26 protein-coding genes and 1 pseudogene are annotated in these 26,112 nt (G+C 33.0%); 20 read left to right on the top strand and 7 right to left on the bottom strand.

All coding sequences use genetic code 11. The annotated features are described in order from the left end of the window. Positions 1-191 precede the first annotated feature (191 nt). Both ACIQ38_RS20400 and ACIQ38_RS20395 read right to left on the bottom strand, forming a co-directional pair. Positions 192-755, bottom strand: a complete 564-nt coding sequence (locus ACIQ38_RS20400; protein WP_402827563.1) for a GNAT family N-acetyltransferase — start codon at positions 753-755, stop codon at positions 192-194. 30 nt (positions 756-785) lie between these two features. After that, complete coding sequence (locus tag ACIQ38_RS20395) at positions 786-2,156, bottom strand: MFS transporter (protein ID WP_402827560.1); 1,371 nt, start codon at positions 2,154-2,156, stop codon at positions 786-788. A gap of 143 nt (positions 2,157-2,299) precedes the next feature. Here ACIQ38_RS20395 and ACIQ38_RS20390 point away from each other — a divergent pair, with 143 nt between their 5' ends. The 4 genes from ACIQ38_RS20390 (at position 2,300) to ACIQ38_RS20375 (ending at position 4,861) form a co-directional block, all read left to right on the top strand. Beyond that, entirely contained in the window at positions 2,300-3,073 is a 774-nt protein-coding gene (locus ACIQ38_RS20390; RefSeq protein WP_402827557.1) for a MerR family transcriptional regulator, read from the top strand. 136 nt (positions 3,074-3,209) lie between these two features. Continuing rightward, positions 3,210-3,341, top strand: coding sequence for a hypothetical protein (locus tag ACIQ38_RS20385; RefSeq protein ID WP_402827555.1), 132 nt, complete (start codon positions 3,210-3,212; stop codon positions 3,339-3,341). A gap of 63 nt (positions 3,342-3,404) precedes the next feature. Then, positions 3,405-4,274: a GNAT family N-acetyltransferase gene (locus ACIQ38_RS20380; protein ID WP_402827552.1), complete on the top strand. Its 870-nt coding sequence runs from the start codon at positions 3,405-3,407 to the stop codon at positions 4,272-4,274. Between the two features lie 74 nt (positions 4,275-4,348). Further along, positions 4,349-4,861: an ankyrin repeat domain-containing protein gene (locus ACIQ38_RS20375; RefSeq protein WP_402827549.1), complete on the top strand. Its 513-nt coding sequence runs from the start codon at positions 4,349-4,351 to the stop codon at positions 4,859-4,861. A gap of 140 nt (positions 4,862-5,001) precedes the next feature. Here ACIQ38_RS20375 and ACIQ38_RS20370 read toward each other — a convergent pair whose 3' ends face one another. Together ACIQ38_RS20370 and ACIQ38_RS20365 are read right to left on the bottom strand one after the other, a co-directional pair. Continuing rightward, positions 5,002-5,169, bottom strand: a complete 168-nt coding sequence (locus ACIQ38_RS20370) for a hypothetical protein (RefSeq protein ID WP_402827546.1) — start codon at positions 5,167-5,169, stop codon at positions 5,002-5,004. Positions 5,170-5,397: 228 nt separating this feature from the next. Then, complete coding sequence (locus ACIQ38_RS20365) at positions 5,398-5,538, bottom strand: hypothetical protein (protein ID WP_402827543.1); 141 nt, start codon at positions 5,536-5,538, stop codon at positions 5,398-5,400. Between the two features lie 286 nt (positions 5,539-5,824). Here ACIQ38_RS20365 and ACIQ38_RS20360 point away from each other — a divergent pair, with 286 nt between their 5' ends. The 5 genes from ACIQ38_RS20360 to ACIQ38_RS20340 all read left to right on the top strand — a co-directional run bounded on the left by ACIQ38_RS20360 (position 5,825) and on the right by ACIQ38_RS20340 (position 12,494). After that, positions 5,825-6,118 (top strand): 3-isopropylmalate dehydrogenase, encoded by a 294-nt coding sequence (locus ACIQ38_RS20360; protein WP_402827540.1) that lies wholly within the window; start codon positions 5,825-5,827, stop codon positions 6,116-6,118. A 192-nt stretch (positions 6,119-6,310) separates the two neighbouring features. Further along, positions 6,311-8,515, top strand: a complete 2,205-nt coding sequence (locus ACIQ38_RS20355) for a peptidoglycan D,D-transpeptidase FtsI family protein (protein WP_402827538.1) — start codon at positions 6,311-6,313, stop codon at positions 8,513-8,515. Positions 8,516-8,832: 317 nt separating this feature from the next. After that, positions 8,833-9,756 carry an alpha/beta hydrolase fold domain-containing protein gene (locus ACIQ38_RS20350; protein ID WP_402827534.1) on the top strand — a complete coding sequence of 308 codons (924 nt, stop codon included), beginning with the start codon at positions 8,833-8,835 and terminating at the stop codon, positions 9,754-9,756. 274 nt (positions 9,757-10,030) lie between these two features. Further along, positions 10,031-11,248, top strand: coding sequence for a translocation protein TolB (locus ACIQ38_RS20345; protein ID WP_402827531.1), 1,218 nt, complete (start codon positions 10,031-10,033; stop codon positions 11,246-11,248). A gap of 181 nt (positions 11,249-11,429) precedes the next feature. Continuing rightward, positions 11,430-12,494, top strand: coding sequence for a DmpA family aminopeptidase (locus ACIQ38_RS20340; RefSeq protein WP_402827528.1), 1,065 nt, complete (start codon positions 11,430-11,432; stop codon positions 12,492-12,494). Between the two features lie 379 nt (positions 12,495-12,873). Here the strand turns inward: ACIQ38_RS20340 and ACIQ38_RS20335 are convergent, their stop codons facing one another. Continuing rightward, on the bottom strand, positions 12,874-15,060 hold the full coding sequence (locus ACIQ38_RS20335; RefSeq protein ID WP_402827525.1) for a YhgE/Pip family protein: 2,187 nt from the start codon (positions 15,058-15,060) through the stop codon (positions 12,874-12,876). 211 nt (positions 15,061-15,271) lie between these two features. On the opposite strand from ACIQ38_RS20335, the gene ACIQ38_RS20330 reads away from it, so the two are divergent. The 6 genes and pseudogenes from ACIQ38_RS20330 (at position 15,272) to ACIQ38_RS20305 (ending at position 19,438) form a co-directional block, all read left to right on the top strand. After that, positions 15,272-15,640, top strand: coding sequence for a DUF2750 domain-containing protein (locus ACIQ38_RS20330; RefSeq protein WP_402827522.1), 369 nt, complete (start codon positions 15,272-15,274; stop codon positions 15,638-15,640). Between the two features lie 138 nt (positions 15,641-15,778). After that, positions 15,779-16,642 carry a S16 family serine protease gene (locus ACIQ38_RS20325; RefSeq protein ID WP_402827519.1) on the top strand — a complete coding sequence of 288 codons (864 nt, stop codon included), beginning with the start codon at positions 15,779-15,781 and terminating at the stop codon, positions 16,640-16,642. Positions 16,643-16,777: 135 nt separating this feature from the next. Next, the gene (locus tag ACIQ38_RS20320) at positions 16,778-17,179 is read left to right on the top strand and encodes a nucleoside 2-deoxyribosyltransferase (RefSeq protein ID WP_402827517.1); all 402 of its coding nucleotides are present in this window, start codon (positions 16,778-16,780) and stop codon (positions 17,177-17,179) included. Between the two features lie 74 nt (positions 17,180-17,253). After that, positions 17,254-18,269 (top strand): annotated as a pseudogene (locus ACIQ38_RS20315) (phosphotransferase). A gap of 154 nt (positions 18,270-18,423) precedes the next feature. After that, entirely contained in the window at positions 18,424-18,843 is a 420-nt protein-coding gene (locus ACIQ38_RS20310) for a hypothetical protein (RefSeq protein ID WP_402827515.1), read from the top strand. Positions 18,844-19,264: 421 nt separating this feature from the next. Further along, the gene (locus tag ACIQ38_RS20305; protein ID WP_402827513.1) at positions 19,265-19,438 is read left to right on the top strand and encodes a hypothetical protein; all 174 of its coding nucleotides are present in this window, start codon (positions 19,265-19,267) and stop codon (positions 19,436-19,438) included. Positions 19,439-19,612: 174 nt separating this feature from the next. On the opposite strand, the gene ACIQ38_RS20300 is transcribed toward ACIQ38_RS20305, so the two are convergent. Both ACIQ38_RS20300 and ACIQ38_RS20295 read right to left on the bottom strand, forming a co-directional pair. After that, positions 19,613-20,461: an MBL fold metallo-hydrolase gene (locus ACIQ38_RS20300; protein ID WP_402827510.1), complete on the bottom strand. Its 849-nt coding sequence runs from the start codon at positions 20,459-20,461 to the stop codon at positions 19,613-19,615. A 458-nt stretch (positions 20,462-20,919) separates the two neighbouring features. Continuing rightward, positions 20,920-21,579, bottom strand: coding sequence for a CatB-related O-acetyltransferase (locus ACIQ38_RS20295; RefSeq protein ID WP_402827507.1), 660 nt, complete (start codon positions 21,577-21,579; stop codon positions 20,920-20,922). A 588-nt stretch (positions 21,580-22,167) separates the two neighbouring features. Here ACIQ38_RS20295 and ACIQ38_RS20290 point away from each other — a divergent pair. The 5 genes from ACIQ38_RS20290 (at position 22,168) to ACIQ38_RS20270 (ending at position 26,095) form a co-directional block, all read left to right on the top strand. Then, a complete protein-coding gene (locus ACIQ38_RS20290; RefSeq protein ID WP_402827504.1) occupies positions 22,168-22,719 on the top strand; it encodes a type II toxin-antitoxin system HicB family antitoxin in 552 nt (183 codons plus the stop codon). A gap of 312 nt (positions 22,720-23,031) precedes the next feature. Beyond that, a complete protein-coding gene (locus tag ACIQ38_RS20285) occupies positions 23,032-23,247 on the top strand; it encodes a hypothetical protein (protein WP_402827501.1) in 216 nt (71 codons plus the stop codon). A 588-nt stretch (positions 23,248-23,835) separates the two neighbouring features. Beyond that, positions 23,836-24,291 (top strand): NUDIX hydrolase, encoded by a 456-nt coding sequence (locus ACIQ38_RS20280; RefSeq protein WP_402827498.1) that lies wholly within the window; start codon positions 23,836-23,838, stop codon positions 24,289-24,291. Positions 24,292-24,915: 624 nt separating this feature from the next. Further along, on the top strand, positions 24,916-25,542 hold the full coding sequence (locus tag ACIQ38_RS20275; RefSeq protein ID WP_402827495.1) for an immunity protein Imm33 domain-containing protein: 627 nt from the start codon (positions 24,916-24,918) through the stop codon (positions 25,540-25,542). Between the two features lie 85 nt (positions 25,543-25,627). Then, on the top strand, positions 25,628-26,095 hold the full coding sequence (locus ACIQ38_RS20270) for a hypothetical protein (protein WP_402827492.1): 468 nt from the start codon (positions 25,628-25,630) through the stop codon (positions 26,093-26,095). The last annotated feature ends 17 nt before the right edge of the window (positions 26,096-26,112 follow it).

The raw sequence follows: 26,112 nt of genomic DNA, 5'->3' as shown, positions 1-26,112 counted from the left end.
TCATGTTATAATCTTTAAACATAAGGACACTTCTTTCTGTATAAATTTTTGTAGTGGTATACTTTAATTTTAACAGAAGGTGTCCTTTTTTTAATGCCTAAAAAACAAAGCCCTGGAAATTTTACTGTTCGTAAAACTTCCAGGGCTTTTCATTTTTCAAAGTGGGTTTTGTCCCAGCCTCTAAAGATTGTTTAATTATTTGTATGAATTGAAGGTAAGTCATTCGGATTAATTATGGCTAACATCTGATGGTCTTCCCATGATCCATTAATTTTAACATTCTTCTTAGCTATTCCTTCTTTATGGAAACCAACTTTTTCTAACACTCGAATGGAGCCAATATTATCTGGCATCACCCCAGCTTCAATACGATGTAAGTTAAGAATTTCAAAAGCGTATTTAACAACTAAATTGGCTGCTTCCGTAGTGTAACCTTTTCCATTATATTCTTGATCTAAGGAATAGCCTAAAAGGGCGCTTTCACGAGGTCCACGGAAAACTTGAAATAAGCCGATGGTACCTATAAGAATATCACCATTTATTTTAAAAATGCCGAATCGATATTCTATATCTTTATTTGTATTTTGTTCCCATTTTTTGATTAATTCTTTTTGAGTTTCTAAAGTCCAGTAATTTTCTGGATGATTAATGGAGTATTTTTCAAAAAAACCTCGATTTCTCTTTTCAAAATTTAGTAGTTCAGCAGCGTCTGTGACGATAAGCGGACGTATATATACATTTGATATTGTGGACATCTAATCTTCCTTCCTTTATGTATTAGATTATTAAGAGTTCTTAGATTTATAACTTAAAGCAAAAAAGATCAAAGTTAGTAACCCTATTATTGTTAATGTCATATATATATTGCTGTAAATCAAATTCTCCCCTAGAAGGGAAAAAGGATTAAGTTGTAATGAGCTGTTTTTATTTTCAAGTAACTTTCCAAATAAGGCACTACTAAAAGCGCCCGCAATAAAATTTAACAAATTGAAAAGACCCATGCCTACACCATTTTGTTTGGCAGACAAATTGGAGCTAATTAAATCAGCGGTTCCGCCCTGAATAAACGGGAAACCAAGGTAGGCGATCAATAGTCCTAGTGAGATTAGCAAGGTGTTTGAGCCGGCAAATGTCGAGATAAATAGAGCCCCACAAGATATGAACAATAGTCCGTATCTAATAATGGTCTGTCCGCCCCGAATGGAGATGATTCTTCCAATCCTTTGTCCAATAAGCCCAGAGGCAATTGCGCCAGGGAAAAGAATGAATCCAATTTCCAGCATGGTTAACCCATAAAGTTCCCTTAACATAATAGGCAGTAAGAAAATCAATCCAAACCCTATTGAGTTACCCAGAAAACTTGTCACCATCGTAACCGTGTACTTTCTTATCTTCAATATACTAGGATCAATAAAGGGATATGTAATGGAGTTTATCCGCCAAATTAATAGTATAAAAAAGAGAGTAAAAGATATGAAGGCTATCCAACTGACGGTCGTGATCATGAATAATAGGCTAGTAACCAATACCCCCACTAGTGTAGCCCCGATAAAATCAATTTTTCCATCTTGTTTAGCTTCATGAGGAAACCATTTCCTGAAGAAGGGAATAGAGAAGGCACTGGCTATGGAAATGAGGAAAATAAAGCGCCAATCCAGTATGCCGCCTATAGTACCACCTACAATAGGACCAATTCCAGAAGCAAAAGCAATCGTCGAGGCTAGGTATCCAAACATTTTTCCTTTTTCATTTTGAAAAAATCGAATCGGGACGAGAAAAGAGAGAGGGGGCACTGAGGCGGCTCCCATTGCTTGAAGAATTCGTCCGACAATGAGCGTTTCGTAATTTGGAGATAATAAGCCAACTAAAGATCCTATTGAGAACAAGCTTAATCCAACCGTATAGAGACTACGGATTGGAAAGAAATCAGACAGTTTACCATAAATCAGTGTTCCTATTGCAAAAACTGTAGTGAAACTAGTAATGACCCAACTAACTTGCGACGGAGTTAAATTGAATGAGTCTGATATATCCGGAATTGCGACATTGAACATGGTACCATTCATCACTGCAAAAGCCAGAATAGTACAAGTTAAGACCATAATTTTTTTGGACTGAAAAGTGGAAGTGTGAAAAGTGTTTTTTTGGAATTTCATTAAAAGTCTCCTTTTGTTTTACTTAGGAAAGTGTTGGTACACCAACAGATCAAGAAACTTGTATTTCCCCATCTTGTTTTCCACCTCCTTTTACTGATAGTATAAAAGTAAAGTATCCACCTACGGGATACTCAAGGAGAAATATGAAAAAACAAAAATTATCTTCAGGTGAAATCGCACGAATATGTAACCTTAACAAAAAAACATTATTTTACTATGATCAAATAAATTTACTGAAACCTGCAATCGTCGAGGCTAACGGTTATCGTTACTATACGCCTGACCAAATTGATCTTTTAAGCAAAATTAAAGCATTACAGAGTGTGGGGTTCTCTTTAGCAGAAATAAAACAACAATTGTATGCAGAAGATGTTTCGGAAGGCATAGCCACTTTGTATCGACAAAAGCAGATAATCGAGGAAAAAGCGAATGAACTAGTTGCAGTAATGAATACATTAGATCTAAAAATTCTCGAGTTGGAACATTATAATCAAATCGGCATTAATCAAGTCTTTATTAAAGATATTAATGAGGAATGGCTGCACGTGGACAAACCTTCTCCACAAGAAGAGATAAGAGCTAATTATCTTTTGGATGGGTATCATTTTGGCATTATGATGGATATCACGGATCATCCATCTGAAAAAATAAAAATCACCAAGTATAAACATGTGGATAATGCTAAAAAGGCTAACTTCAAGAAAGAAAAAGGGCGATATGTAGGAATTTATTTTACTTCAGGAGAAGATCACATTATTGCCGATGCTCTAAAGGCCATAACACGAATACAAGAAAGTGGATATTCTCTGGCGGGGCAGGCTTTTGTCAAAGATATAGCTAGTGACTTTGTTAATTTTGAACATGGGAATATTCCCTTTCAAATGACAATGAAATGGACTGATTGTAAAGTTAAATAAATCAGTAGTCAATTCTATTATATTGAAACAACAGATTCTGCTAAAGGTTGCCTTTTCAATTCCAACCGGAGCAGTTTAGTTGAACAAGGATATTGGTTTTAATTTGTAATATAGAGAGTCTGAGGGGGAATAAAAAATGGAGTTTATAATAACAGTTGGTGTTATTGTAATAGCTATAACTTGCTTATCTATAGAAGTGAAGATAAGAAAAACAAGTGAACAAAATAAACAAATAATTGAGTTGTTAAAAAGAGTGAATGGAAAGTAAAACACTACTTATTCCTTATTAAACAAAGAGGCGCTTTAGTTAAACAAAAAGGGGGTTTTAGAATTGCATACAGACAATAAAACAGTATTAGAATTAGTGCAATTTGATCAATCTGATGTCTTAGGTTTAATAGAACTATCTGCATCTGTTGGCTGGGATTATGATGAATATGAAATTAGAACTGTTATGTCATCCGGTAAAATATTTGGACATAAAAATGCTAGGGGGAAAATTGTCTCGAGTGCAGCTATTATACCTTATGATACTAATTTAGCTTCAATTGGTATGGTAATTGTTAATGAAGAATACAGAGGTTTAGGCCTAGGGAAAAAAGCAACTCAGATTTGTATAGACAGTGTTTCTGAAGATACCTCCATCATGTTAATTTCAACTGAAGATGGGAAACCTCTTTATGAAATATTAGGTTTTATTGCTGTCGATTTTGTCCAAAAGTATTTAAGTGATAATTATATACCTAATAAACTACTTAATAATCTAGATATAACTATAGAGGAATATAATGAGAATGATTTTAATGAAGTTGTTGAATTAGATTCGGAGGCGTTTGGTGATAAGAGAAGAAAATTTCTTCTAAGTCGAATAGATCAATCAAAACAATGTTTAGTCGTTAGAAATCAAAAAGGAAAGATTATTGGTTTTGGGCTATCCATACTTGGACCAATAAATCTCATTTTAGGACCTATTGTCGCACCAGATTCCCGAACGGCAGCTTTGATAATCGAAGGGTTAGCTCTTAATCATCAAGGAAAGTTAAGGATTGATGTCCCATCCGGTAATAAGGAGTTATTTCATTTCTTGAAGAAAAGTGGATTTATTAAAGTTAGTGAACCGCCAATTATGATAAAAAATTCTATTAATATGCCATACAGGAATAAGGAGTTATTTGCAATTGCTGCTCAAATCTTCGGTTAGTGACTAGATTACTTAGTAAAACTAATGAGGTGCTCTTGTTAAACATCAAATAGATTTCGGCTGGAGTGCAGATGATGAAAAAAAGAATAAGAATGAAATTAGCAAAGAAGTATAGAGAAGAATTGGTGTGGGCTATTCATTATGGCCAACTAGAAAAAGTAAAACGGTTAATCAGTTCTGGAATAGACGTGAATGAATCCGATGAAGGTGGACGTACAGCAATTCATTGGGCGACGCAGGAAGGGCACCTAGATATCATTCAATTACTTGTCTCTGTCGATGCCCGAATTAATGAAAAGGACAAAAATGGGCATTCACCTCTATATCAGGCAGCTGCGGACGGTAATATACAAGTTATTAAGTATCTATTGGATAACGGTGCTGACATTGAAATAAAATCGAATGACAATACTACGCCTTTGATAATTGCAAGTTGTTATGACCAACTTGAAACAGTGAAATTGCTCATAGAAAGAAGTTCGGATATTAATGCAAAAACCGATGACGGAAATACTGCACTTTCTTATGCGAAAGAGTATGGTAATGAAGAAGTGACTATATTTCTAAAAGAGCAAGGAGCAAAATAGTTTTATGGTGAACAGCTTATTTTGGAGGAAAAGAGAAATGAAGTTGGCTATTTCAAAAGGACAATATATTGCACAAAGAAAATGGCAAATGGTGATATCTCCATATTTGCCAAAAAATAAGTAGCAACCTACTTGTTACACTATTTCTTTTCGGAAACACTCCAATGCATTGAAGTGATGATATTTTCATTTAACTGTTTAACTAATAATTCTGCTTCAGAAAAATCAGTAAATATTTTATTATCTTGACTACTTGAGTCCTTTAAATTTTCAGTTAATCCGTTAATGGTACGTGTAATTAAGAACATTCTGCAACTCCTAATTATGACTTTAATAATTCAATTGTTATAGAACAATTATCTCATTATAGTAGAGTAATGTATATAGTTCGTGGAACTTGTTACCTATTTGTTATAAAACTTCATGAAAATGAAATATTAAAGGAAAAACAAAAATACTATTTTAAGTTCGTTTTTAATATAACGAGACAGGGAAGTATAATGGAGTGTGAAATAAGTGGCATTTATCAACTGTTTTTACTCGTCTTTTTCTCTTAAAATAGCCAAAGCTTCTTGAAGTAGTATTATATCTTGCAGAATTTGTTGTTTTATTGATTCATCCGGGCATTTTTCATAGTCCAATATCATATGGCTGAGTTCTTTGGTTAGATGTTCCATAACTTAGTTCTCCTTCTCGCTAGTTCTTATTCATTTAGTATGAACTAATTTCCAAAAAATAAAAAGTAAAAAGGTATATTAAATACTTCTTTTTTAATAGAAAATTACAGGCATACTGTAATGATTATAATCAAGGAAGGTTTGATTAATTAATAGTCGAACTGGAATTCAGGGTAGGAAACTAATATGTAGTAAAAGTAAAAGTACTTATTGAACTAATGGTGCAGAATAGTTCAACAAGTTATTTAATTTGAAAGGTAAAATATGTTTACGAAAGGGGAGTTAAATGGCTAGTTTTTTTATAATCCTTATAGGCTTTTTTATCGTTATTGCAAATATTATTGGATTTTTATCTTACAGAAAAAAGAGAAATTTATATTTTGCTGCTTTTACAATATTATTATTGGCAGTTTTGTTTGGTTCAATCGGTAGCGCGTTAGCAGTATTTATTATTCGGGATCCTTTTGCAATATTTTATGGTTTGCAAGTTGGATACTATTTACTAATAAATAGTGTTATTGTTTTATTTATTGCTATTTTAGTCACTGTAATAAAAAGATATAACAGCAGCATAACGTAATAAACAAGTGCTTTACTTCAAGAAGGGGTAAAGCTTTTTCTTGTTGAACAAAATGTTCAGTTTAGTTTAATAATTAAATAAGAAATAACGTTAGAAACTAGAAAATCAAATCGCATATAGTAAAAATTCTAAATTAATAGTAAACTTGTTTTGAGCTACAGAAGGGAAATACAAAATAAAGAAGGTGATTTCATGCGAAAAATTCCCAATAAACATCTACACAATATAAAGCCTATACATCGATCAACTATTACTTTTCGTATGAACCTATTGTTTTTCTCGATATTTATACTTTTTACAATACTAATACTAAGATTAGGCTATTTACAAATCGTTAAAGGAGATGAGTATACTCGTGAATTAGCCCGAGGTGAAGAAATTCCGATAAATACTAGTGTACCCCGTGGTCGAATTTTCGATAGTGAAGGACGGATAATGGTTGATAATCTTCCGCAACGAGCCATAACGTATACAAAAATGCAAACAACGAAGTCAAAAGAGATGTATGAAGTAGCAGAAAAACTAAGTGTATTAATAGAAAAGAAACCAAATAATATTACCAAGAGTGATTTGCAAGATTTTTGGCTAAAAAAATATTCAGAAGAAGCACTAGAGTTAGTTTCAGAAGAAGAGCGTAACGAGATAGAAGCGGATAAAGATTTAGAAAAAAAAGACCAAAATAGGGCAATCGACCGTTTGACTAGAAGTAGAATTACGGAAGAACAGCTGAATGCTTTTACTCCCGAGGAATTAGAAATCATTGCTATTTATCGACAAATGGCCTCTGGATATGCATTATCCCCTCAGATTATTAAAGGGGATGACGTAAAAGAAGAAGTCACAGTAGAAGAATTTGCACGTGTTTCTGAAAGACTAGATAGTTTAGAGGGTGTAAATACTACTACAGATTGGAGAAGGGTAAAAACTTCTTCACTAGCTATATTAGGCTCCACTACATTACCAAAAGTAGGTATTCCAAAGGATCGATTGGATTATTTTCTTTCTAGAGACTATTCTCGAAATGACCGTGTAGGTACAAGCTATATTGAACAACAATATGAGGAAGTGCTCCAAGGTCAAAAAAGCGTAGTCAAAAATATAACGGATGGAAAAGGAAGAGTTATCGATATTCAGACAATTTATGAAGGAAAACCTGGGAAAGATTTAGTGTTAACAATGGACAGCGAAATTCAATTAGCGCATGAAGAAATTCTAGCAGAAGAACTACTTAAATTTAGTAAAAACAGTGGTGGCCAATATTTGCAAAATGCTTATTTTATCATGATGGATCCTTATACGGGTGAAGTACTTTCACTAGTAGGTAAACGAATAGGAAGAAATGAAGAAACAGGTACAAAAGAGATTAATGACTACGCTTTTGGAGCATTTACTAATGCATATGAAGTTGGATCTACTGTAAAGCCAGGTACTATACTTACAGGTTATCGGGAAGGTGTGTATCCAATCGGAGGCTCATTAGTGGATGAACCTATCCGTATAAAGGATTCGCAACCAAAAAGTTCTGTATTTAACCGATTCTCAAGTATACGAATGACTGACTTACAAGCGCTAGAGCGTTCTTCCAACGTATATATGTTTAAAACAGCATATGGAGTTGCCGGCAGGACTTACAGCCCGAACCAACCTATTAACTTTGGGACAGATGCCTTTTATAAAATGAGAAGTGGTTATGCCCAACTTGGGCTGGGAGCATTAACAGGTATAGATTTGCCTGGAGAAGTGAATGGAAAGACAGGTGGATTTGAAGATGGTAAGTTGCTAGATTTAAGTATTGGACAGTTTGATACATACACTACATTGCAATTAGCTCAATACGTTTCTACGCTTGCTAATGGTGGTAATAGAATTCAACCTCATGTAGTCAAGGAAATTAGAGAGCCTTCTGAGGATGGCGTCCAGCTTGGTAACATAGTAAAAGAAATTACGCCAACTATATTAAACACAGTAGATAACACACGCGAAGAAATCGAACGTGTCCGTCAGGGTATGGGACTTGTATATTTTAGTCGAGGAGGAACGGCTAATAAAGCCTTTGGAAATGCTCCATTTACTGGTGGAGGAAAAACAGGCACTGCTCAAGCTAGCTATTTTGATGCCGAGTTATGGCAATCATTTAATACTGTAAACTTAACACATGTCGGTTTTGCCCCATATGACAATCCGGAAATAGCATACGCACTCGTTATCCCGCATGCTTCATTGGAATCATCTTACACAACAAATTTTTCTACTCCCATAGCTCGAAGATTAGTAGATAAATATTTTGAGATAAAGCTAAAAAATAATACGACATCTGTAAATGATTCACCTTCAACAGCACTTATAAAACCAGCATTTACAAATGCTAAGATAGATGAAGAAGAAACAGAAGAATAACTCTTTTAATAAGGAACGAGTGCTTTACTTCAATGAGGAGTAAAGCTTTTTTTAATGAACGAAAGCAGCAGGTTTATTGAAGAAGCTTTATTTTAAAAGAGTATAGAAGAAGTTGATATATGTAAATTACATTAGAAATGTTGTTGTAAAGAGGGGAATAACCAATTAAGAAGAACATTTAAATTCTACTTTCTTTTCGGAGCATGCTTTCAACCTTCTATAAAACTTCCGATGATGAGAAAAATAACTATTTACCTTGTTTCATAAACTGAAATGAATGATCAATAAAAAAGTGGTTAGTGAAAGGGGATATAAAAATGAGTTTACAAATTTTTAGCAAAAAACGTTCTTTTCAAAGTTACCTTTTTGAAAAATATTTAACTTTGCGAAATACAAAAAAGGGTTTTTCCACCATTGAAAACACCACACAGTTCGTAAAACAAAGGGGAACGGAGAATATTAAGCCATACGCTATAGGGAATGTTAAATTTTCTAGTAATATTCAGGAGCAAGTAATTGAGAACATCAAGGTTTTCACAATAAATGACCAAAACTCTTTAAAACAAAAAGTAATTTTATATATACATGGAGGTGCCTGGACTAATCAACCTTTAATTTTTCACTGGCGGTTCATGGATAAAATGGCTCAATCTTTAAATGCAAAAATTATTGCCCCTATTTATCCTAAAGTACCTCATTATAATTATCAGCACACCTACCCAAAACTCTTAAACCTATATAATGAAATCCTTGGAACCATTGAAAGTCCTAAACTATTGACTATAATGGGGGATTCGGCAGGTGGAAATATATCACTTGGTTTGGCACATCTTTTAAAGACGAATAATATACCTCAACCAAAAGATATCATTTTGCTATCCGCCTGTGTTGATATGGGGCTCGATAACCCTCTTATACCTGAATATGAAAAAAAGGATCCGATGCTATCTATTGGAGGAATGGAAGTGATTACAAGAATTTGGGCAGCTGATAAGAGCATAGATGATCCTTTAATTAGTCCTATATACGGTAACTTTGAAGGACTAGCAAAAATCAGTCACTTTATTGGAACACACGAAGGTTTATATCCAGATGCTATAAAACTTGAGGAAAAACTAACAGAGCAAGGAATTGAGAACAATACATTTGTTTATCCAAAAATGAATCATGTGTTTGTTGTAATGCCAATCCCTGAAGCTAAAGATGCTCAACAAAAAATTGTGGAGATTATTAATAACTAAGTGAGATCTTTCCATGGCGAATTAAGAATGCTTCACTTCAAGATGGGTAAAGCCTTCTTTCTTATTGTACTAAAGCGGCAGTTTAGATTAAGAAGCAATTTAAATGCTTTAGAGAATTTTATTAAGATGTAACTTTACTGAAAAACACTTTAATTACTTTGAAGCATATCTATATTTGAAGGTAAAGATTCCTTAGTGATGTCAAATACTGTTATGTTTCCTTATCGAATTTTTGTCATTCATAAGTACATCCTAGTACAAGGAGGTGCGAGGAATGGCAATTCGGATTTTAATATTAATATTATTTTTTAGTTTTAATTTTTCTATAGGAGCTACTGCTGAAATTCTACTTAAAGCTGCCTTTATACGAGACCATCAGCTTTGGATGAAAGAGGGCAATAAAGAAACACAACTTACAACAGATAAGTATGTTTCCAATCCAAAGTGGTCAAAAGATGGTCAATTTATCGCTTATACAGCAGGGGATAAGAATGGCGACAACACCAATTTGTTTATTTATGACTTAAAGAAAAAGGAAAACTATCTGCCATATATCCAAATTGAAACAACAAATTATAAATGGTCACCAATATCAAATCAACTGGCGTACACTTCAGGGGGTGTCCTAAATATTACAAAAACAAAAAATGGCCGACCGCATGGTTTTGAGAATGTATCATTAGGTGTTAGTGACTTTGAATGGTTTCCTAATGGAAAAGATTTTATTGTTTCTTCTCAATCTAATTTACTTCCCTCTGGTTGGGAACCAGTCCGCCTTTTCAAAGTTCCAATAGATGCTAATCTTGATACGAATAAAATAAAGCCATTTTACACCATTCAAACAAATACAACTGATTTATTTGCTATTGATGCCGAATATTTTAAGTGGAGTGCTGATGGTAAATGGGTTAGTTTTTTGGCAACTCCCACTGCTTCTTGGTCCAATGATAGCAATACATTAGGGGTACTTTCATCAGTAGGAGACCAGTTTCAGGTAATAGGAAAGATGCTTTGGTTTGAAAATTGGATAAAATGGGCTCCTACAAAAAATCAACTAGCCTTCATATCTGGTGAAGGTAGGTTTTTCGTTGAAAACAAAAATACCGCTGTTGCTGATATTCCCTTCAAAAATAAATTACAGGAGTATACACCTAAAGGTTATGTGGATCTAGATTTAGAATGGTTTTCTACAGATGAAATAATTGTTGCACGTGCCAAAGAAAATAAGGAGTGGAAACTAGGACCAGTTCCAACTATGTTTACAAAGTTATACGTCATTAATATTAAATCAGGCGAACAAAAGCAGATTACCTTTCCAAAACTAAACGAATTAGATAATACCCCTCAAGTAGTCGGGTCATCTATTACTTGGTATCGACAGACTGAAAAAGGGAGCAAAGGAGACCTATGGGTTAAAGACGGTATAAATGCTAAAGAATTTCGATGGTTAGCAAACGTAGATTCTGCACCGGCTTTTTTCAATAAAAAGTAACTGAAGTACCCACTACTTCTATACTTTCTTCTTCAACTAAAGGGGGCTATAGTTAAGAAAAAGGGTTGCTTAGGCAACTCTTTTTTCTTATGAAAAAAGCAGTGGATTAACTATTAACCAAGGTCTAATATTAACATTAAATGAAATATCTAAAACATTGCATTAAAAAGGGGGAGACTAGATGTTAGATCAAAAAAGAATAAGGGATTACGGAGTGGAAATTGGTCGATTAAAAACTGGTCCGCATAACGCTATTACAGATGTAGAAGGAGTAACAGTCGGGCATGTGACGCTTAGCGAAAAGAATATGCAAACTGGAGTTACTGCCATTTTGCCTCATCAGGGCAACATCTTTAAAGAAAAGCTTATTGCTTCCAGTCATGTAATTAATGGTTTCGGAAAAACGATGGGTACAATTCAAATGATGGAGTTAGGTACTTTAGAGACACCTATTCTCTTAACGAACACATTAAGTGTCGGATTAACAGCAGATACATTAATTGATTATATGCTGGAAAAAAATTCTGAAATTGGCCGTACAACTGGAACGGTAAATGCAATAGTTGGTGAATGCAATGACATGTTTTTAAATGATGTAAGAGCAAAGTTTGTAAAGCCAGAACATGTTTTTCAAGCGCTTGAAAATACTTCGTCTGAATTCGAAGAAGGAACAGTTGGTGCTGGGACTGGAATGCTTTGTTATTCATTAAAAGGTGGGATTGGTTCTGCTTCTCGTATAATGGAAATGGATCATGGAAACTATACTATCGGGGTTTTGGTGTTGTCGAATTTCGGCATATTAAGCGATTTGCTGGTTAAGGGTAAAGCGGTTGGTCAAGAATTAAAAGAAGCAATCCTCGAATCTTATAAAGAAGAGGATAAAGGGTCCATTATGATCATCGTTGCAACCGATCTTCCAGTGTCCGAGAGACAATTGAACCGGATCATAAAAAGATCTGTTACTGGTTTATCTAGAACGGGTTCGATCATTACAAATGGAAGTGGCGAGGTCATAATAGGATTTTCAACAGCAACCAAGATTCCGCATGATAAACCAGAATATCTAATGGCAATCCCTCAAATTCATGAGGAAGATATAGATTTAGCTTTTAGAGCTGTAGGAGAAGCGACGGAAGAAGCAGTATTGAATTCACTAGTGACTGCAGAAGCTGTGATTGGACGAGATGGGAATGAAAGACCAGCTTTTAAGGATTTAATTCAGAAGTTCAATATTTCGCTTAAGTGAATGCAGCAAAAGTGCAGTTAGGATATATTCGAGAGCAATTTTCTATAAGCAAAAGGAAACTGGGTAGAATACAAGATGATTTTTCAGGGTATTTTTCAAGGTTATTTGAAGAAGAATTTGTTATTACAATTGCGTTCTTTTACCGTTGATTGTGAGTTGTTCAATATTACTAACTTAAGGCAGCCAATACTTTGTAAGTTGTCCCTGTAATATGAAATGGTAAAAAAGTATTACTTCCAAGGTCAATGAATTAAGGTAATGGATGCTTCAGTTAAACAAGACCATCAATTCGATGGTCTATTTTTACATCCAAAACATCCATTATTTAAAGCAGAATTCAAATATTTATTACCTTATTCCATGTTTGTTGATATAAAGTTCAATGAAATAATCCAGATTCTCGTGACTTTTTAAGCATTAGTTTGGTTTTCCGGTTTATCTTTTCTTTAAAGAAGGTGCCGAATAGTAAAAATGCTAAACTAAAGAGCAGAAGGAAAGAAACATCTCGTATTGCCCTCTGCCAAACTATGCCGCCTACAGCTTCTCGCATAATATCCACTGCATACGTAAAAGGGAGTCCAGGGTTAATCGCTTGAAAAAACTCTGGTAATAGAACGACTGGATAGGTTCCGCCAGCTCCTGCAATCTGCAAGACAAGCATAATAATTGCCAATGCTTTTCCTACATCACCAAATACCGAAACAAGCGTGTAAACAATAGACATGAAAACGAAACTAATAAGAAACCCAAATAAAATGAACCATAAAGAATCTTTGACATCTACACCTAATAGAACAATGTCACCTACTGTTACGATTAATGCTTGGAAAAGACCAATGGCTGAGAATGTAAATAATCTGCCGAAGTATACATGACGTTCGCTTACATTCATTTCATGATTGGCATCTGTAGCAAGAAGTGAGATAAGAAGCAAACAACCGACCCATATAGCAAGAACTGTATAAAAAGGAGTCATACCTGTTCCATAGTTTGCAATCGGGAAAAGTTTGTTTTCATTCAAGACGATAGGCTCTTCAAAGAAGCTGCGTTCCGCTTGTGGATCATTGCGTAGTAACTGGATTATTTCATTGATATTAGTTTCTCCTTGAACTTTCCGTATCCTATCTGCTACCTGTTTCACTTTATCATTTATATATGGATATTGTGCCAATGCTTGATCCAATGTTGTTTTTCCTTCTTTAATATGGGCGTCTGCGTTATTAAGAGTATGAGCGATTTCTGGTAAAGTTGACTGTATACTGGTCAGCATTTCTTTCGCATTTCCTAGCGTCTTTTTTGCTTTGGCTACTTCGGAAAGAACAGTTGGTTCAATGGTGTTTTTGTATTCGTTTATAAAAGCATCCAGTTGAACTGATGTATTCTGAGCGATTTGTTGTAAATCATTTAACGTTTTTTGCAATTGTTGTTCTTTATCTTTTACAAGTGTATCGATTGTTCGTGTATTCGTTTGCGCTTCTTGTAAAAAAGCTTTCAGTTCGTTCGTTTTATCAATTGCATCGTCTAGCTTTGTTTGTTCTTCGTTGTTTGCTTCCACACTAGAATCATTTGAGCTATTGGATACTTCCTTTAACCAATTAAGATCCTTACTAATCGCGTCGACTGTTTGGATATTGGAGGTCATCTTGCTATCGAGATCCTCCTTTACTCGGTCCAATTCAGTAAAATCTAATGGGACATTTTGAACGCTTTGAAGAAAGTCATTTGTACTCTTTGATATCTTTGATACTTTTTCCAAATCATTCTCCACTTGAGGGGTTATTTCATTTAAGCGGTTTTGTGCCTTCGTCAAGAAATCTATTGTTCTTTCGATGGAACTTAAACCTTCAGTCGTTATTTGTTCGGCACGTGGTAACATGGAAGTAGCTTGGGTGATAATGCTCTGTGCGGAAGAAGCATCTTTTTGAACACCGGTTAGCAAGTTGTGAATATGGGGCAAGTCTTGCTCCATTTTAAATACATAGTTTTCGAAGTTTTGAATATCTGGTAGGTCTTTTTCTATTTCAATTCCTAAATCATTAAAGAGGTCAAAAATGACTCCATTGACACTTGAGATGAATTGACTGCTAACTTTTTGTACAATAACTGTGGCACCTTTTTCCGTTATTTTGGGCGCAATAGAGTTTATTTTTTCATTTACATAGTATTCGATATCCGCTTTCTGGGGGTTATCCGAAACGACGGAAGCTAACTTTTCGGAAAAGTTTTTAGGGATAATAATGACGGCAAAATAATCACCATATTCCACTTTTTCCATAGCAATTTTTCGAGAAGTAAAAGACCATTTCATGTCTTGATTATTTTTTAATATATCGATCAGTTCATCTCCAACGTTTATCTGTTGCCCCCGAACTTTTGCTCCTACATCCTCATTTACAATGGCAACCGGAAGCTGATCAGTTTTAGAATATGGATCCCAAGAGGCATAAATATTAAGCCATGCATATAAAGATGGCAGGAAAACCAATCCGCCTATAAGAATTGCAGCGACCCAATTTCTACTTATATTTTGAATGTCTGTCTTGAAAATATTCCAACTATTTTTCATAACTTTTCCACCTACTAAATTGAATTTAATCGGTCCTTGTTGGTGGTAGTATACCCCCAATAAATAGTGATTAACCTAAGTGAGAGCAGGGGGATAGAAAGACTGATATATAATCTAATCTGCTATTGATTTAAATAAGGTAGATTAAAACTGCCCGACTCTTATTTCTGAACTATATTTTATTACTAACAAAGAAACGAGGATGTTAACTATGGAACTTGACTTAACTATAAATTCCAAAAGACGATATGAAAACTTTATAAAAAGAGTTTCAGAAAGTATGACTGTTTGGGGATTAAAAAGTGAAGATGGATGGTGTGTATGTGAATCGAATGAATATGAAGATACAGCTGTCATGCTATTTTGGTCAGATGAAGCATATGCTCGACAATGTGCAGTGGAAGAATGGTCACATTATAAACCAACTTCCTTATCGTTAGTGGAATTTATGAATAACTGGATACACAGAATGAATGAAGATGATTTGTTAGTTGGTGTTAACTGGAACGTAAAGTTAATCGGGTTAGAAGTTGAACCGTTGGACTTGCTTAAAGAATTGGAGGAATCATTAGACAAATAATAATTCTAGTACGACTAAAATAATTTTGGCTAATTTATTAAATATTGGAACTTCTATTCATAGCAAACGTATTAAAGAAAACAGCAGCTTAGTTGATGAAGAATACATAATAGACAATTAAGGGGGGATAGCTACTAAATGATTAAATCAAGTATCATTGCTGGTATATTAACTATTATTTTCTATCTTGTATTTTTATTTTTATATTTACAAGATGTTATTGGTGAGTTGATGTTTCTTTGTGTATTGTTCATCGGCTTAATGGTTTTGCTGCTCTCATTGTTTGTGTTTCGAAAAAAATGTGGGAAAAAACGCTATATTTCAATAGCCGTAATTGTTCTCTTTCTTCTATTTTGCTATGAGTTTCTTCTTTTAGGATTTACAACACCAACACACTTGGTCAACTTGTATGTAGAACCAACAGAAGCGATAGAAGATTCTGGGATATTTTTGTTGCCCGTTCAAGTGATTACCATAAGGAACAAAAAAGAATTTGAAGAAATTTTGACTACAAGAAAAGAGGATGTATTAACTATCACAAAACTCAATAATCGTATGATCTATGGAAATAAAAATAGAGTGATATTATCTTGGTTTCAAACAACGTTAATAGAAGAGAGTGAAAATAATGTAAAAAAATACTTAGGACAAGAAGACGAAAGGCTCAATAACTTTTTTAATCGGGAACAAATTAGTGGGGATAGTGCAGGGCTTAACTTAGTGTTGAGTGGACTGTACAAACGTGGCAAATTTATAAATGAAATACCAATTGCTGTTACTGGAGCAATTAATGAAAAGGGGGATGTCTTTTCTGTCGATTATATAAAAGAAAAGATACAAACCACTGAAAGATCCGGTATCTCATTTATGATTGTTCCTAGTGAAAATGCTGAAGAAGTAGCGAAAGTCCAAAATGAACTAAAGACGAACGTGGAAATTTTTGATGTATCAAGTGTAGATGAAGCTCTTCAAATAATTAATGACTTAAATGAAAAATATTAAGACAAGTGTTGATTCAATTATAGGGAATTGATTTGGAAGGGATTATCGCTATTTTTATATTAACTTATTGAATTAACGTGGGGGTTAAGTTGAATAAGAGTTAGTAAGAAATATGATAGGAAAAGGAGAAAAATTATGAAATTTTATATTGCATCCAGTTTAAAAAATATAGACCAGGTTAGATATGTTAGCAAAAGGTTAATAAATAAAGGATTTATCCATACATATGACTGGACTGTAAATGAGAATTTAACAACATTGAAAGAACTAAAGGCAATAGGTCAAAAGGAAAAAAATGCTGTTATAGAAGCGGATTTTGTTATTGTTTTATTACCAGGAGGAAAAGGAAGCCATGTTGAATTAGGTATTGCTATGGGAAATAATAAAAAAATTTATCTTTACTCACCCGACAAAGAAGTAGATAACATTGAAACAACTAGCACATTTTATCATTTGCCTGAAATCGAAAAGTGTTTTGGAACAATAGATGAGTTAGTAGATATAATAGACTCAAAATCAAGGAAAGTTTTAAGCTAACGGATGTTTTATTTCCAGAAGGAGTAAAGCCTTTTTTCTAAATTTAAAAGAAGTAACACTAAGGAGATGTGAAATTGTACCAAGTGATAAAAAAAGCACTTGAACCTTACTCATTAGGAAACGAATCATTATTCATAGAAAAAGAGTTACACAAAGGCAGTTGGAATAGTGACCTGCATTACAAAATAGTTGCTGATGGAAAACCATTTTCAGCAAGATTCATTAGCAATAATCGTTCCCCAAACAATATATTTGGTGAAATCTCAAATGATACTTTATTTGAACAAACAAAGTTTTGTCGATTCCTTGTAAATAATCAAGTTCCGTTTATGCATTTACTACCCATTTCAGAGGATTTACCGTTCACCACTATTAAATGGGAAAATGAAATATATCGTTTTATACTATTTGAATGGATTGAAGGTCAACATATAACTCAGTGTGATGAGTACATTGCAGAGGAATTTGGTAAAATGGCAAGAAAGATTCACGATATTTCGAGTTTATATATAAGTAAAAGTTCTGTCTTCCAAAAGCAATCTCAACTTGTAGGTTATTCCCATTTTGTTGATACTCTTCGGATTAAATTTAAAGCATCTTACATTTCATTAACCAATATAAAAATGATCGATGAATATCTTGAAACAACCGAATATCATATAGAAAATGCAAGGACGAAGCATTATGACTTTATAATACAATCAGATTTAAATCCACTTAACATTATATGGGAAAAAATAAAAAAATAAAAGGTATTGTAGACTTTGAATCAATTGGCTACAGCGATAGGACTGAAGGGTTAGCTTGGCTAATCAAATGGTATTCCCGAACAAATGGAATAGCTTCAATCGAAATGTCTCCAATTGTCGCAAATGCCTTTATGAATGGTTACAAAATAAATGATTTTCTTTGTAAAAATGATCTTGACCGTCTATCTTCACTAATATGGTTATCTGGCTGTATTAATTGGAACTTCGTAAGAAATACAATTAATATGTTAGAAAATCAAAATGAAGAAATATTAAGAAAACACTTTGATGCTTATAAACAGCGTGGAGAAAAATTATTGAAATTAATTCCAAAAACTTAGAGTGATTGAGTTACTTATATTTTATGGAGATTCATAGACAATTTTTTCTTGAACTAAGAAGGCGTGTTAGTTCCAGAATGTAGTTTAACTTGTATTCAATAATTGAGCGAAGTGTGAAAAGGTCAAGGAAAACAAACTAAGGAGTTGAAGAAATTTGAAGCGAGTATTGTTTCTGATTTTAATGGTTTGCGGCATTCTAACTGGATGCGGTGGGAATAAAGAAACTATTTCAGGAATTAATTTCGAAAACGCTAATGACAATGTGAAAAATTTTATTGAGAATGTAGAAAATGATGATAAAGGCAGAGAGACTGGCATTTATATATACAACCATTCAAAAAATCAACGCTATTTGTATCTTAGTCAAGATTTCTTGGATGATGGAAGAGGTTTTGGAGATATAGATATCAAAACGGACGAAAATTCGATCAACATTTACCTGAACGACATCTCTAATTCTGAAGGCGAAGCAGACACATATAAGTTGTACAAAATAAAATTCAAAGGGGATTATGAGTACCTGAAAGTTTTTAAGAATGGGGAGGAAACCCATTTTGCAGGGATTGGGGTTTAGTGGATGTTAAGCAAAGAATAGGCACGATTGTTTAATAGGCGTCTCTTATATAGCCATTTTAAACTTAAAGCAACAGTTTAGTTTAAGATGGTTATATAAGAGAGAAATGTAAGCGATGTTTTTTATTAAAAAACTATAACAAGATTGGAAAAGTCTTATTTTATTTAGGAAAATTGTTAACAGTAGTTAGACTTTTCAAAAATCAGATAATTTGGATTGCGGATACTCCTAAACCCTATCCTATATTTTCTATACCTTTAATTGAATTGGGATTATATTATTGGTCGTATCAAACGTTTATAAGAAAAGCAAAGAGTATAAATAGTGATTTCGAAGACTATTCTTATTGTGCTAACGGAGCAGGTTAGTTATAAAAGGATTAGATTTTTTCAGTCAAATATGGGGGATAAGGGGGATCCACTTGGAAGAACTTCCATATGTAATGTTAATTTTGATTGCAACAATTTTAAGTTGGATTGATTACAGAAAGAAGTTTAATAAAGCTAAAGGCGAAGAAGAAATAAGAAGTGCATTAGTTCCCTTTCTTTTAATGATAATTATATTTGTTATATCTATTATTACATTTCTTACTTAACTAAGGGGTAGTTTAGTTGAACAAGAGCAGGTGGGTTATTAATCACATTTGAACAATAGAATGAAAAAATTGTAATTAGAAAACCTCATATCTTATCGACTAATTAAAAGCCACCTCATTTCAATTTTTAATGAGATGGCCATTGTTTATATTTAATTCATGTAATCTATAGAATTATTGTAACTGAATAATATGGTCATTAACAAATGCTTTTATGAAAAATGATTCATTATCATTAGGGTCTCTTTTATTTTCTTTCTTAAAGGACTTTATCGCATTTTCTAAAGAGGTGGATTTTACAACTCGACTTGCTGCTGTTAACTCTTTCCAATATATATTCATTTCATTTGAATCGCAGATTGATTCATGACCAAGTAGGAACATTTCAGCATCATATTTTTGGATGTCTTTAATCATGGGCAATAACAATGATTGCTTGTAATGAAATAAAGAATTTGTAGTTGTACCATATGCACAATCACCTAAAAAAACAACTTTTTCATCAGGAATATAAATGATTGTAGAATCATCTGTATGCGTACTTTTTATTCTTTCAAGTATGCAAACTTTATTACCTAAATCAATAGTTAATGTATTTTCAAAGATTACATCTGGAGACTTCAACTTAAAACTATCCCTGTTTGGCATTTCATTTTGTATAATCTTCATACAAATAGCACTTATCTTATTTGTTGTCACATATTTTTGTAGTGAACTATCGTCATAGGATAAACTTTGCCATTCTTTTATCATTTCGTCTGTTTGACTATTAACTATAACAGTTGCATCAAATTCATTCATTCCTAAGAAATGATCCCAATGTGCATGGGTAATAATAACATATTTAACAGGTGGTACATTTAGTTTCTCGATTTCTAGTAAAAAGTCCTTAGCATGCTGAGGAGAATTACCAGAATCTATTATTAGACTACATCGTTCACCACATATCAGTCCTAATGTTGGTCGTTCTCTATCATCTTGATTAGATAAATAATAAATAGTATCACTTAATTTATTTAACACGTTATTTTCCTCTTTTCTAAATATTCATTCCATGAAAGAGAAAATCTACATGTTTATTCTAAAATTAATAAAAAATTTAAGATTTTCTCATTTTAATTTTTTTACCATTGGACTTGTACCTCCTTTTTTACTATTGAAAAGTATAACATAATCTAATTTGTGCGATAAGAAAATTCGGAATATTGGTTGTTTTTAATTCGGTGATATATAGTTCGCATTTCAAAATAATTTATTATTGATGTTGGGTACTGACTTATCTAACGAATGGATTAGTAAAATAGGACCATCATTTCAAGGGACTATTTTTATGTTCGAAATTTCAAGAAGAGTTCGATAATAAGTCGTAAAATGTTACAGGTTAACTAAAGTATCAAGTTAGTTGAACGAGACAAATTAAATTTAGTCCTATGAATGTAAAAAAACTACACTCTTTTAAGAATGTAGTCTATCGAACGGTATTATTTTTTCTTTACTTCGCTGTTATAAAAATCATATAAATCAACTATAGATGAATTTGATAAAAGAGGTATTGCTCTTTCAATTTTTTTTCGATCCCAATCAAACCATCGCATTTCCATTAATTTATTAATTTCTACATCAGTGAATCTTTTTTTTATTTCTTTTGCAGGATTCCCACCAACAATTGTGTATGGTGGAACATCTTTTGAGACGACAGAGCCTGCTGCAATGATTGCACCTTCACCGATTATAACACCTGGCATTATCATAGCGTTCATACCAATCCAGGCATCACTCTTTATGACTGTATCACCTTTAGGTTCATATGATTTTGTTAATTGATCAACAAATGGATAGACCGTAGCCCATTCAGAATGGTGATTATGATTGCCACCCATTAAAATGACTACTCCACTTGCAATGCAAACATATTTTCCAATAATAAGCTTATCAAGATGCCAACCAAATTGTTCAATAGGATTGAAAAGCTTCTGAGATTTGAAATCTCCCCATAAATATTTTACACAACCATCTTCAAAGTTTTGATTTCCGTAATAACCTGAATAATAGGAATACTCTCCCACTTCAATAAGTGGATTTGTCACTATATCTTTTAAATATTTAATTTCAGACCAATGATTAAATAAGGAGTTATTCATAACTATGCCTCGCTTCTAAGTATTTTAGATTTTTCCGTCTACTTAGAAGCTTAATGCCACAGCAACATTTTTAAACTTTTTCAAACGACGAATCATTATCTTCAGCCTTTCCTTTACAATTAAGAAAAGCTTAACTCAATAAATACTAGTAGTCAAATTGTGAAGGTATTCATTTGATCGACCAGATGATTTAGTTAAACAAGACCAACAGTTATCAAGTGAATATCAGTAGTCCATTGTGAAATGTTACACTTAATCTAACGGAGCTTATTTATGAAAATAGTAGAAAAAGACTGCAAAGTGATTATAGATGACTTTGAAATTTATGTACAAATTGAACATGAAAAATTTTGTTATAAATGCAAGACTCATTTGGTATATTATGATGATTTTGATACTTATTTTTGTCCTAAATGTAATAGTTGGATTGAACCGAAATGTAGTGATCCTCATTGCAAATATTGCCCTCGTAGACCAGAAAAACCTTTATCTTTTAAATAGTGTAGTTGAATTAAATCAATTGCTTTGTGAAAAAAAAACAATTTGGATGTAAATTTTACAGACAAATTAAGGGGAGGTGCAGTTGACATGTCATTTGAGAATGTAATATATCCAGCATTTATTAAGCAAGAAAAGGGTTTCCATATCTATTTCCCAACCTTGCTTCCTAAGTATGGGTGGGAGACACCCCTGAGCTCGGGTCCCACGAAAAAGGAAGCAATTCAAAATGCAAAGAAGTCATTAGCTTATTGGTTAGCAGGTGCTCTATATGATAATGAAGATTTACCAAGTCAGGGATATATTCCTGCTAATCTAGTGACGGAAGACATGGAACTTATTTTTATTACAACTTCCTATAGTGACTATGCAAAGGAAATTGAAGAGCATTTACCCTTGCGTCATTGGCATATCTATTTTAATAGAAATGAGCAAAGTGATTTTCAAGCTGTTGCCTATAAAAATAAGCAGGGACTTTGGGATGTAATGGTAGATGGAGATTTACCTATCGAAATAGCACAGGAAGAGTTAATCCAACTTTGTCCTACGTATCCTCTAATTTGTACTGTACGACGTCGAGTAGATGCGGAAGAAGCATTCGATAGTTTAGTACAAAGAGTAGAAAAGAGAATAAAGCAATGATAGAAATTTATATATTGCTTCTAAATAGAACCATAACAATTCACGATGAAAAAGTTTGAGAAAACAAATACTGACGGGGTTATATAGCTATAAATTTGCAATTTATTTACATTAAAATGTTAAAAATGTACTTCAATTAAATGGTATCTTGATAAATTACATAAAAAACTTTTTTACTTTAAGAGATGAGGTGAAATAATGGTTTGGATTTTCTTAGTACTATTTCTAATCCTAAGTTACTATTTTATTGTGAAGAGCAATTCAAAAACACTAAAAAAGTGTTTCTCTTTTTTATCGGGAGTCTTTTTTATAATGACAATTTCTATGCTATGGAGTGAAGCAATATTTGTTTTCATTATAAAATTAAATTCGCTTTTACCTTTTCTGTTTAGTGTGTTAGGGATTATTTTTGGATGGGTGGGAATTAAAGGTGAGGTAAGAATAGGTTTACTGTTTATCAATTCCTTAGCTCTTATTTTTTATCTTTTCCTGTTTCTATTAGGAACATTTGGCTTTAAAGAGCTATAACCAAAAGAAAGGACTTCAAGTGTACATTAATTATGATCAGAAAGAGCATATGTATTGGAGGATTATGTAATTTCATTTTTGCTAGTAAAGAAGGAACTAGTGCTTTAGTCAAGTAGAGCAACATCTGTTAACAAGTTGCACTTTTTCCATTTAAAAATTCTTGCGATAATACTCTATCCTTAACCTCCCTCTTAATTGAACGTAGGCAAATGTGGTTCCATTTTTTTTATGGTCCAAACGACTTTTCGTGGCTTTAATAATAACTCTATTATTCAACTATTGAGCTGCGTAATCGTGTCGAAGTTGTTATGGATTTATCTCTTTATTAATTTCAGCCCAATTGGAGATATGTTTAGTGATGTGTTGCAATAAACTTCCCTTTACTAATCATCTTTTCCACTAACGATTGTGGCGAAAAGCGCTCTATTCGTATATCTACTTTAAACGAAGCTATATTTTGACAGTAATAACTCCGTTACCCTAGAAAAGGATTATTGCCAACTTAATAGAATTATAGACATAGCGTGTGTTTTTACATAAGCAGCAGCTTAGTTCTATAAATTTAATAGGAACAGGGGTAATGAAAATATGTTGAATGCAATATCTGCTTTGCCAGTGAATAAAGAAATTGCTGGGGTACATTGTGTGCCAATAATGAAAGACGGATCAATAGTATTGGCTTGGGACAAAGAAGAACAATTATTAACGACAATCGGTGGCCGATTAGAAGGTGAAGAAAGTATCGAAGAGGCATTAGAACGCGAGTTGATGGAGGAGGTAGGTATGACTATTGGGTCTGAAAAGATCCCATTTGCCTCTTGGTACTGGGAATCGACAGATACATATACAATATGGTTCTTGGCTAAAGCGGATAAGTTTTTACCTTATTCGTTTGATTTTGAAAAAACGGGCTACGTAATCTTTAATTTTGAAACTGCTAAGCAAATAATTTCGAAATTGGAACCACATAATAAAACTAGAATTGATGTTCTTAATTTGGCTTATGATAAAGTTCAACAATTTAATTTGCAAAACAATCTTTGACATTAAATGTCCTTATTGAGTTAAAGTGTCTTTTATTTAAACAGCTTACTCTACAAAAGATAAAAAGGGGGAGGATGGGGCTACATGCAGTTAATCGAAGAGAATAACGATGATTAATACTAATTATTCAATAGTGATTCTTGTAAATATCGTTATTTCTTGCTTGGCTCCATTATTTTTAGATGATTCGCTTTTTTTAACACTTTTCCTATTACCTTTAGTTATTATACTTCTTAATATTTTCTTTTTAGTTATAAAATTTAAACTAGCATTGCATCAATACTTAATTTCTATCTATTCAGGTTTCTTTTGTTCTGTTTTTATATATTCTTATAAAATTTTATTTCCCTCTCCCCCTAAAGAACTGCCACCAGGTGAGGTTGTACTAGGTGCAGATCTAGTATTTATATTATGGATATCGGCAATACAGTTATTTATTTTGAGCTTGTTAACTGTCATTTTTTATTTATTTCACAGACTATTACTGAAAAAAGAAAAAATGTATAGGTTGTAAAGAATCTGGGAGTTGCAACTTCTTCAATAAGTGGAGTAAGTGCTGTGCTTAAACCAACAAAGTGATCCAGCAAAAAAGTTAGAATGTAAAAAGTTCAAGGAGGAATAAGAATGTCTTGGTATTTAGATAATGTGTATGAAAGAAATAAAGAATCACCTTATACCTTTTATGTTCCAAGCAAACAAGTAATAGATATGTTAAACGTAGGAGATATTGTTAAGTTAATCTTTGTAGCAACTAAGAACGAGGAATATGCAGGCGAAAGAATGTGGGTTGAAATAAGCTATAGGCAAGGAAATTACTTCAAAGGTATGCTTACGAATGAACCGCTAAACTTTAAAAATTTAAAGTATGGCCAAGAAATCACTTTTCAAACAGAACATATATGTGACACCGAATATGAAGACCCTACTTCTTCTGAATGGGATTATTACTTTGACGCAAAGATTATAGTTAGCAATGATGTGCTTGAGAGAAAAGAATTTAACTTTATGTTAAGAGATCATGCCAAAGATGAACAAGACACTGGATGGTCTGTATTAAGTGGATATGAAGATGATGAATTTCTAAATAATCCTGATAACCTACAATATATCTCCATAGGTGTCATTTTAAATATTGATGATTCTATTTTATCTTTTATTGAAGAACCCCCTTTGTGTGCATATGAGAGAAATGACGCATATTTGTTTTACAAAATAGAGGATTACGATTGGGATACTTACCTAAATGAATAGGTATTGTACATAAAGTTGAGCATAGAATTTATTAATGCTTTTGCAAATGCCACCCAGATACATATTATGTGTGAGGATTGATTGTATGAAAAGTAAGATTACTAGTGAGGTTTTGGATAATGTATTTTTCAATGATGGAAGTCTAAGGGATATATATGTTCTTGATGTGGATTTAGTGGATTGGCAAAAGTTCTATGATTGGATTTACTTATCTCGTTGGGAGATTACTTTGTATAAAGATGGATTAGAAACAGTCAATGAAATAAAAAATGTTATCGAGTTGTTTGAAGAACGTGAAAATCATAGCATTTTATTGTCTATTGATATCGACGGTGCTGCTTTGATAAATTGCCATTTCTTTTCAAAAGACGAAATGGAATTTGACGTTAATCCAATAGATATTAAAAGTCTAAATGAAGCTAATGCCGTATTTGGGTTTATGAAAAAGCTATCGAGCGTTCTTGATAAAGAAATTTTCCTGACTGAAGAGAACATGCCTGAACATCCTTTGGTCACGATTAAGTCAGATGATGCCCTGTTTATCCATATTTAATAAATGAGCTTGTTCAA

The organism is Psychrobacillus sp. NPDC096389, assembly GCF_044762855.1.
Lineage (GTDB): Bacteria > Bacillota > Bacilli > Bacillales_A > Planococcaceae > Psychrobacillus.
The sequence above is the reverse complement of the archived record's forward strand: the minus strand, read 5'-3'. Positions and strand labels throughout refer to the sequence as shown.

Bases quoted from the DNA above. Each gene is read 5' to 3' on its own strand.
- ACIQ38_RS20275 (WP_402827495.1), top strand. From the start codon at position 24,916: ATGTCTTGGTATTTAGATAATGTGTATGAAAGAAATAAAGAATCACCT.
- ACIQ38_RS20370 (WP_402827546.1), bottom strand. From the start codon at position 5,169: ATGTTCTTAATTACACGTACCATTAACGGATTAACTGAAAATTTAAAG.
- ACIQ38_RS20375 (WP_402827549.1), top strand. From the start codon at position 4,349: ATGAAAAAAAGAATAAGAATGAAATTAGCAAAGAAGTATAGAGAAGAA.
- ACIQ38_RS20365 (WP_402827543.1), bottom strand. From the start codon at position 5,538: ATGGAACATCTAACCAAAGAACTCAGCCATATGATATTGGACTATGAA.
- ACIQ38_RS20325 (WP_402827519.1), top strand. From the start codon at position 15,779: ATGATTAAATCAAGTATCATTGCTGGTATATTAACTATTATTTTCTAT.
- ACIQ38_RS20350 (WP_402827534.1), top strand. From the start codon at position 8,833: ATGAGTTTACAAATTTTTAGCAAAAAACGTTCTTTTCAAAGTTACCTT.
- ACIQ38_RS20285 (WP_402827501.1), top strand. From the start codon at position 23,032: ATGACAATTTCTATGCTATGGAGTGAAGCAATATTTGTTTTCATTATA.
- ACIQ38_RS20330 (WP_402827522.1), top strand. From the start codon at position 15,272: ATGGAACTTGACTTAACTATAAATTCCAAAAGACGATATGAAAACTTT.
- ACIQ38_RS20390 (WP_402827557.1), top strand. From the start codon at position 2,300: ATGAAAAAACAAAAATTATCTTCAGGTGAAATCGCACGAATATGTAAC.
- ACIQ38_RS20340 (WP_402827528.1), top strand. From the start codon at position 11,430: ATGTTAGATCAAAAAAGAATAAGGGATTACGGAGTGGAAATTGGTCGA.
- ACIQ38_RS20335 (WP_402827525.1), bottom strand. From the start codon at position 15,060: ATGAAAAATAGTTGGAATATTTTCAAGACAGACATTCAAAATATAAGT.
- ACIQ38_RS20385 (WP_402827555.1), top strand. From the start codon at position 3,210: ATGGAGTTTATAATAACAGTTGGTGTTATTGTAATAGCTATAACTTGC.
- ACIQ38_RS20345 (WP_402827531.1), top strand. From the start codon at position 10,031: ATGGCAATTCGGATTTTAATATTAATATTATTTTTTAGTTTTAATTTT.
- ACIQ38_RS20395 (WP_402827560.1), bottom strand. From the start codon at position 2,156: ATGAAATTCCAAAAAAACACTTTTCACACTTCCACTTTTCAGTCCAAA.
- ACIQ38_RS20280 (WP_402827498.1), top strand. From the start codon at position 23,836: ATGTTGAATGCAATATCTGCTTTGCCAGTGAATAAAGAAATTGCTGGG.
- ACIQ38_RS20295 (WP_402827507.1), bottom strand. From the start codon at position 21,579: ATGAATAACTCCTTATTTAATCATTGGTCTGAAATTAAATATTTAAAA.
- ACIQ38_RS20270 (WP_402827492.1), top strand. From the start codon at position 25,628: ATGAAAAGTAAGATTACTAGTGAGGTTTTGGATAATGTATTTTTCAAT.
- ACIQ38_RS20400 (WP_402827563.1), bottom strand. From the start codon at position 755: ATGTCCACAATATCAAATGTATATATACGTCCGCTTATCGTCACAGAC.
- ACIQ38_RS20290 (WP_402827504.1), top strand. From the start codon at position 22,168: ATGTCATTTGAGAATGTAATATATCCAGCATTTATTAAGCAAGAAAAG.
- ACIQ38_RS20320 (WP_402827517.1), top strand. From the start codon at position 16,778: ATGAAATTTTATATTGCATCCAGTTTAAAAAATATAGACCAGGTTAGA.
- ACIQ38_RS20355 (WP_402827538.1), top strand. From the start codon at position 6,311: ATGCGAAAAATTCCCAATAAACATCTACACAATATAAAGCCTATACAT.
- ACIQ38_RS20360 (WP_402827540.1), top strand. From the start codon at position 5,825: ATGGCTAGTTTTTTTATAATCCTTATAGGCTTTTTTATCGTTATTGCA.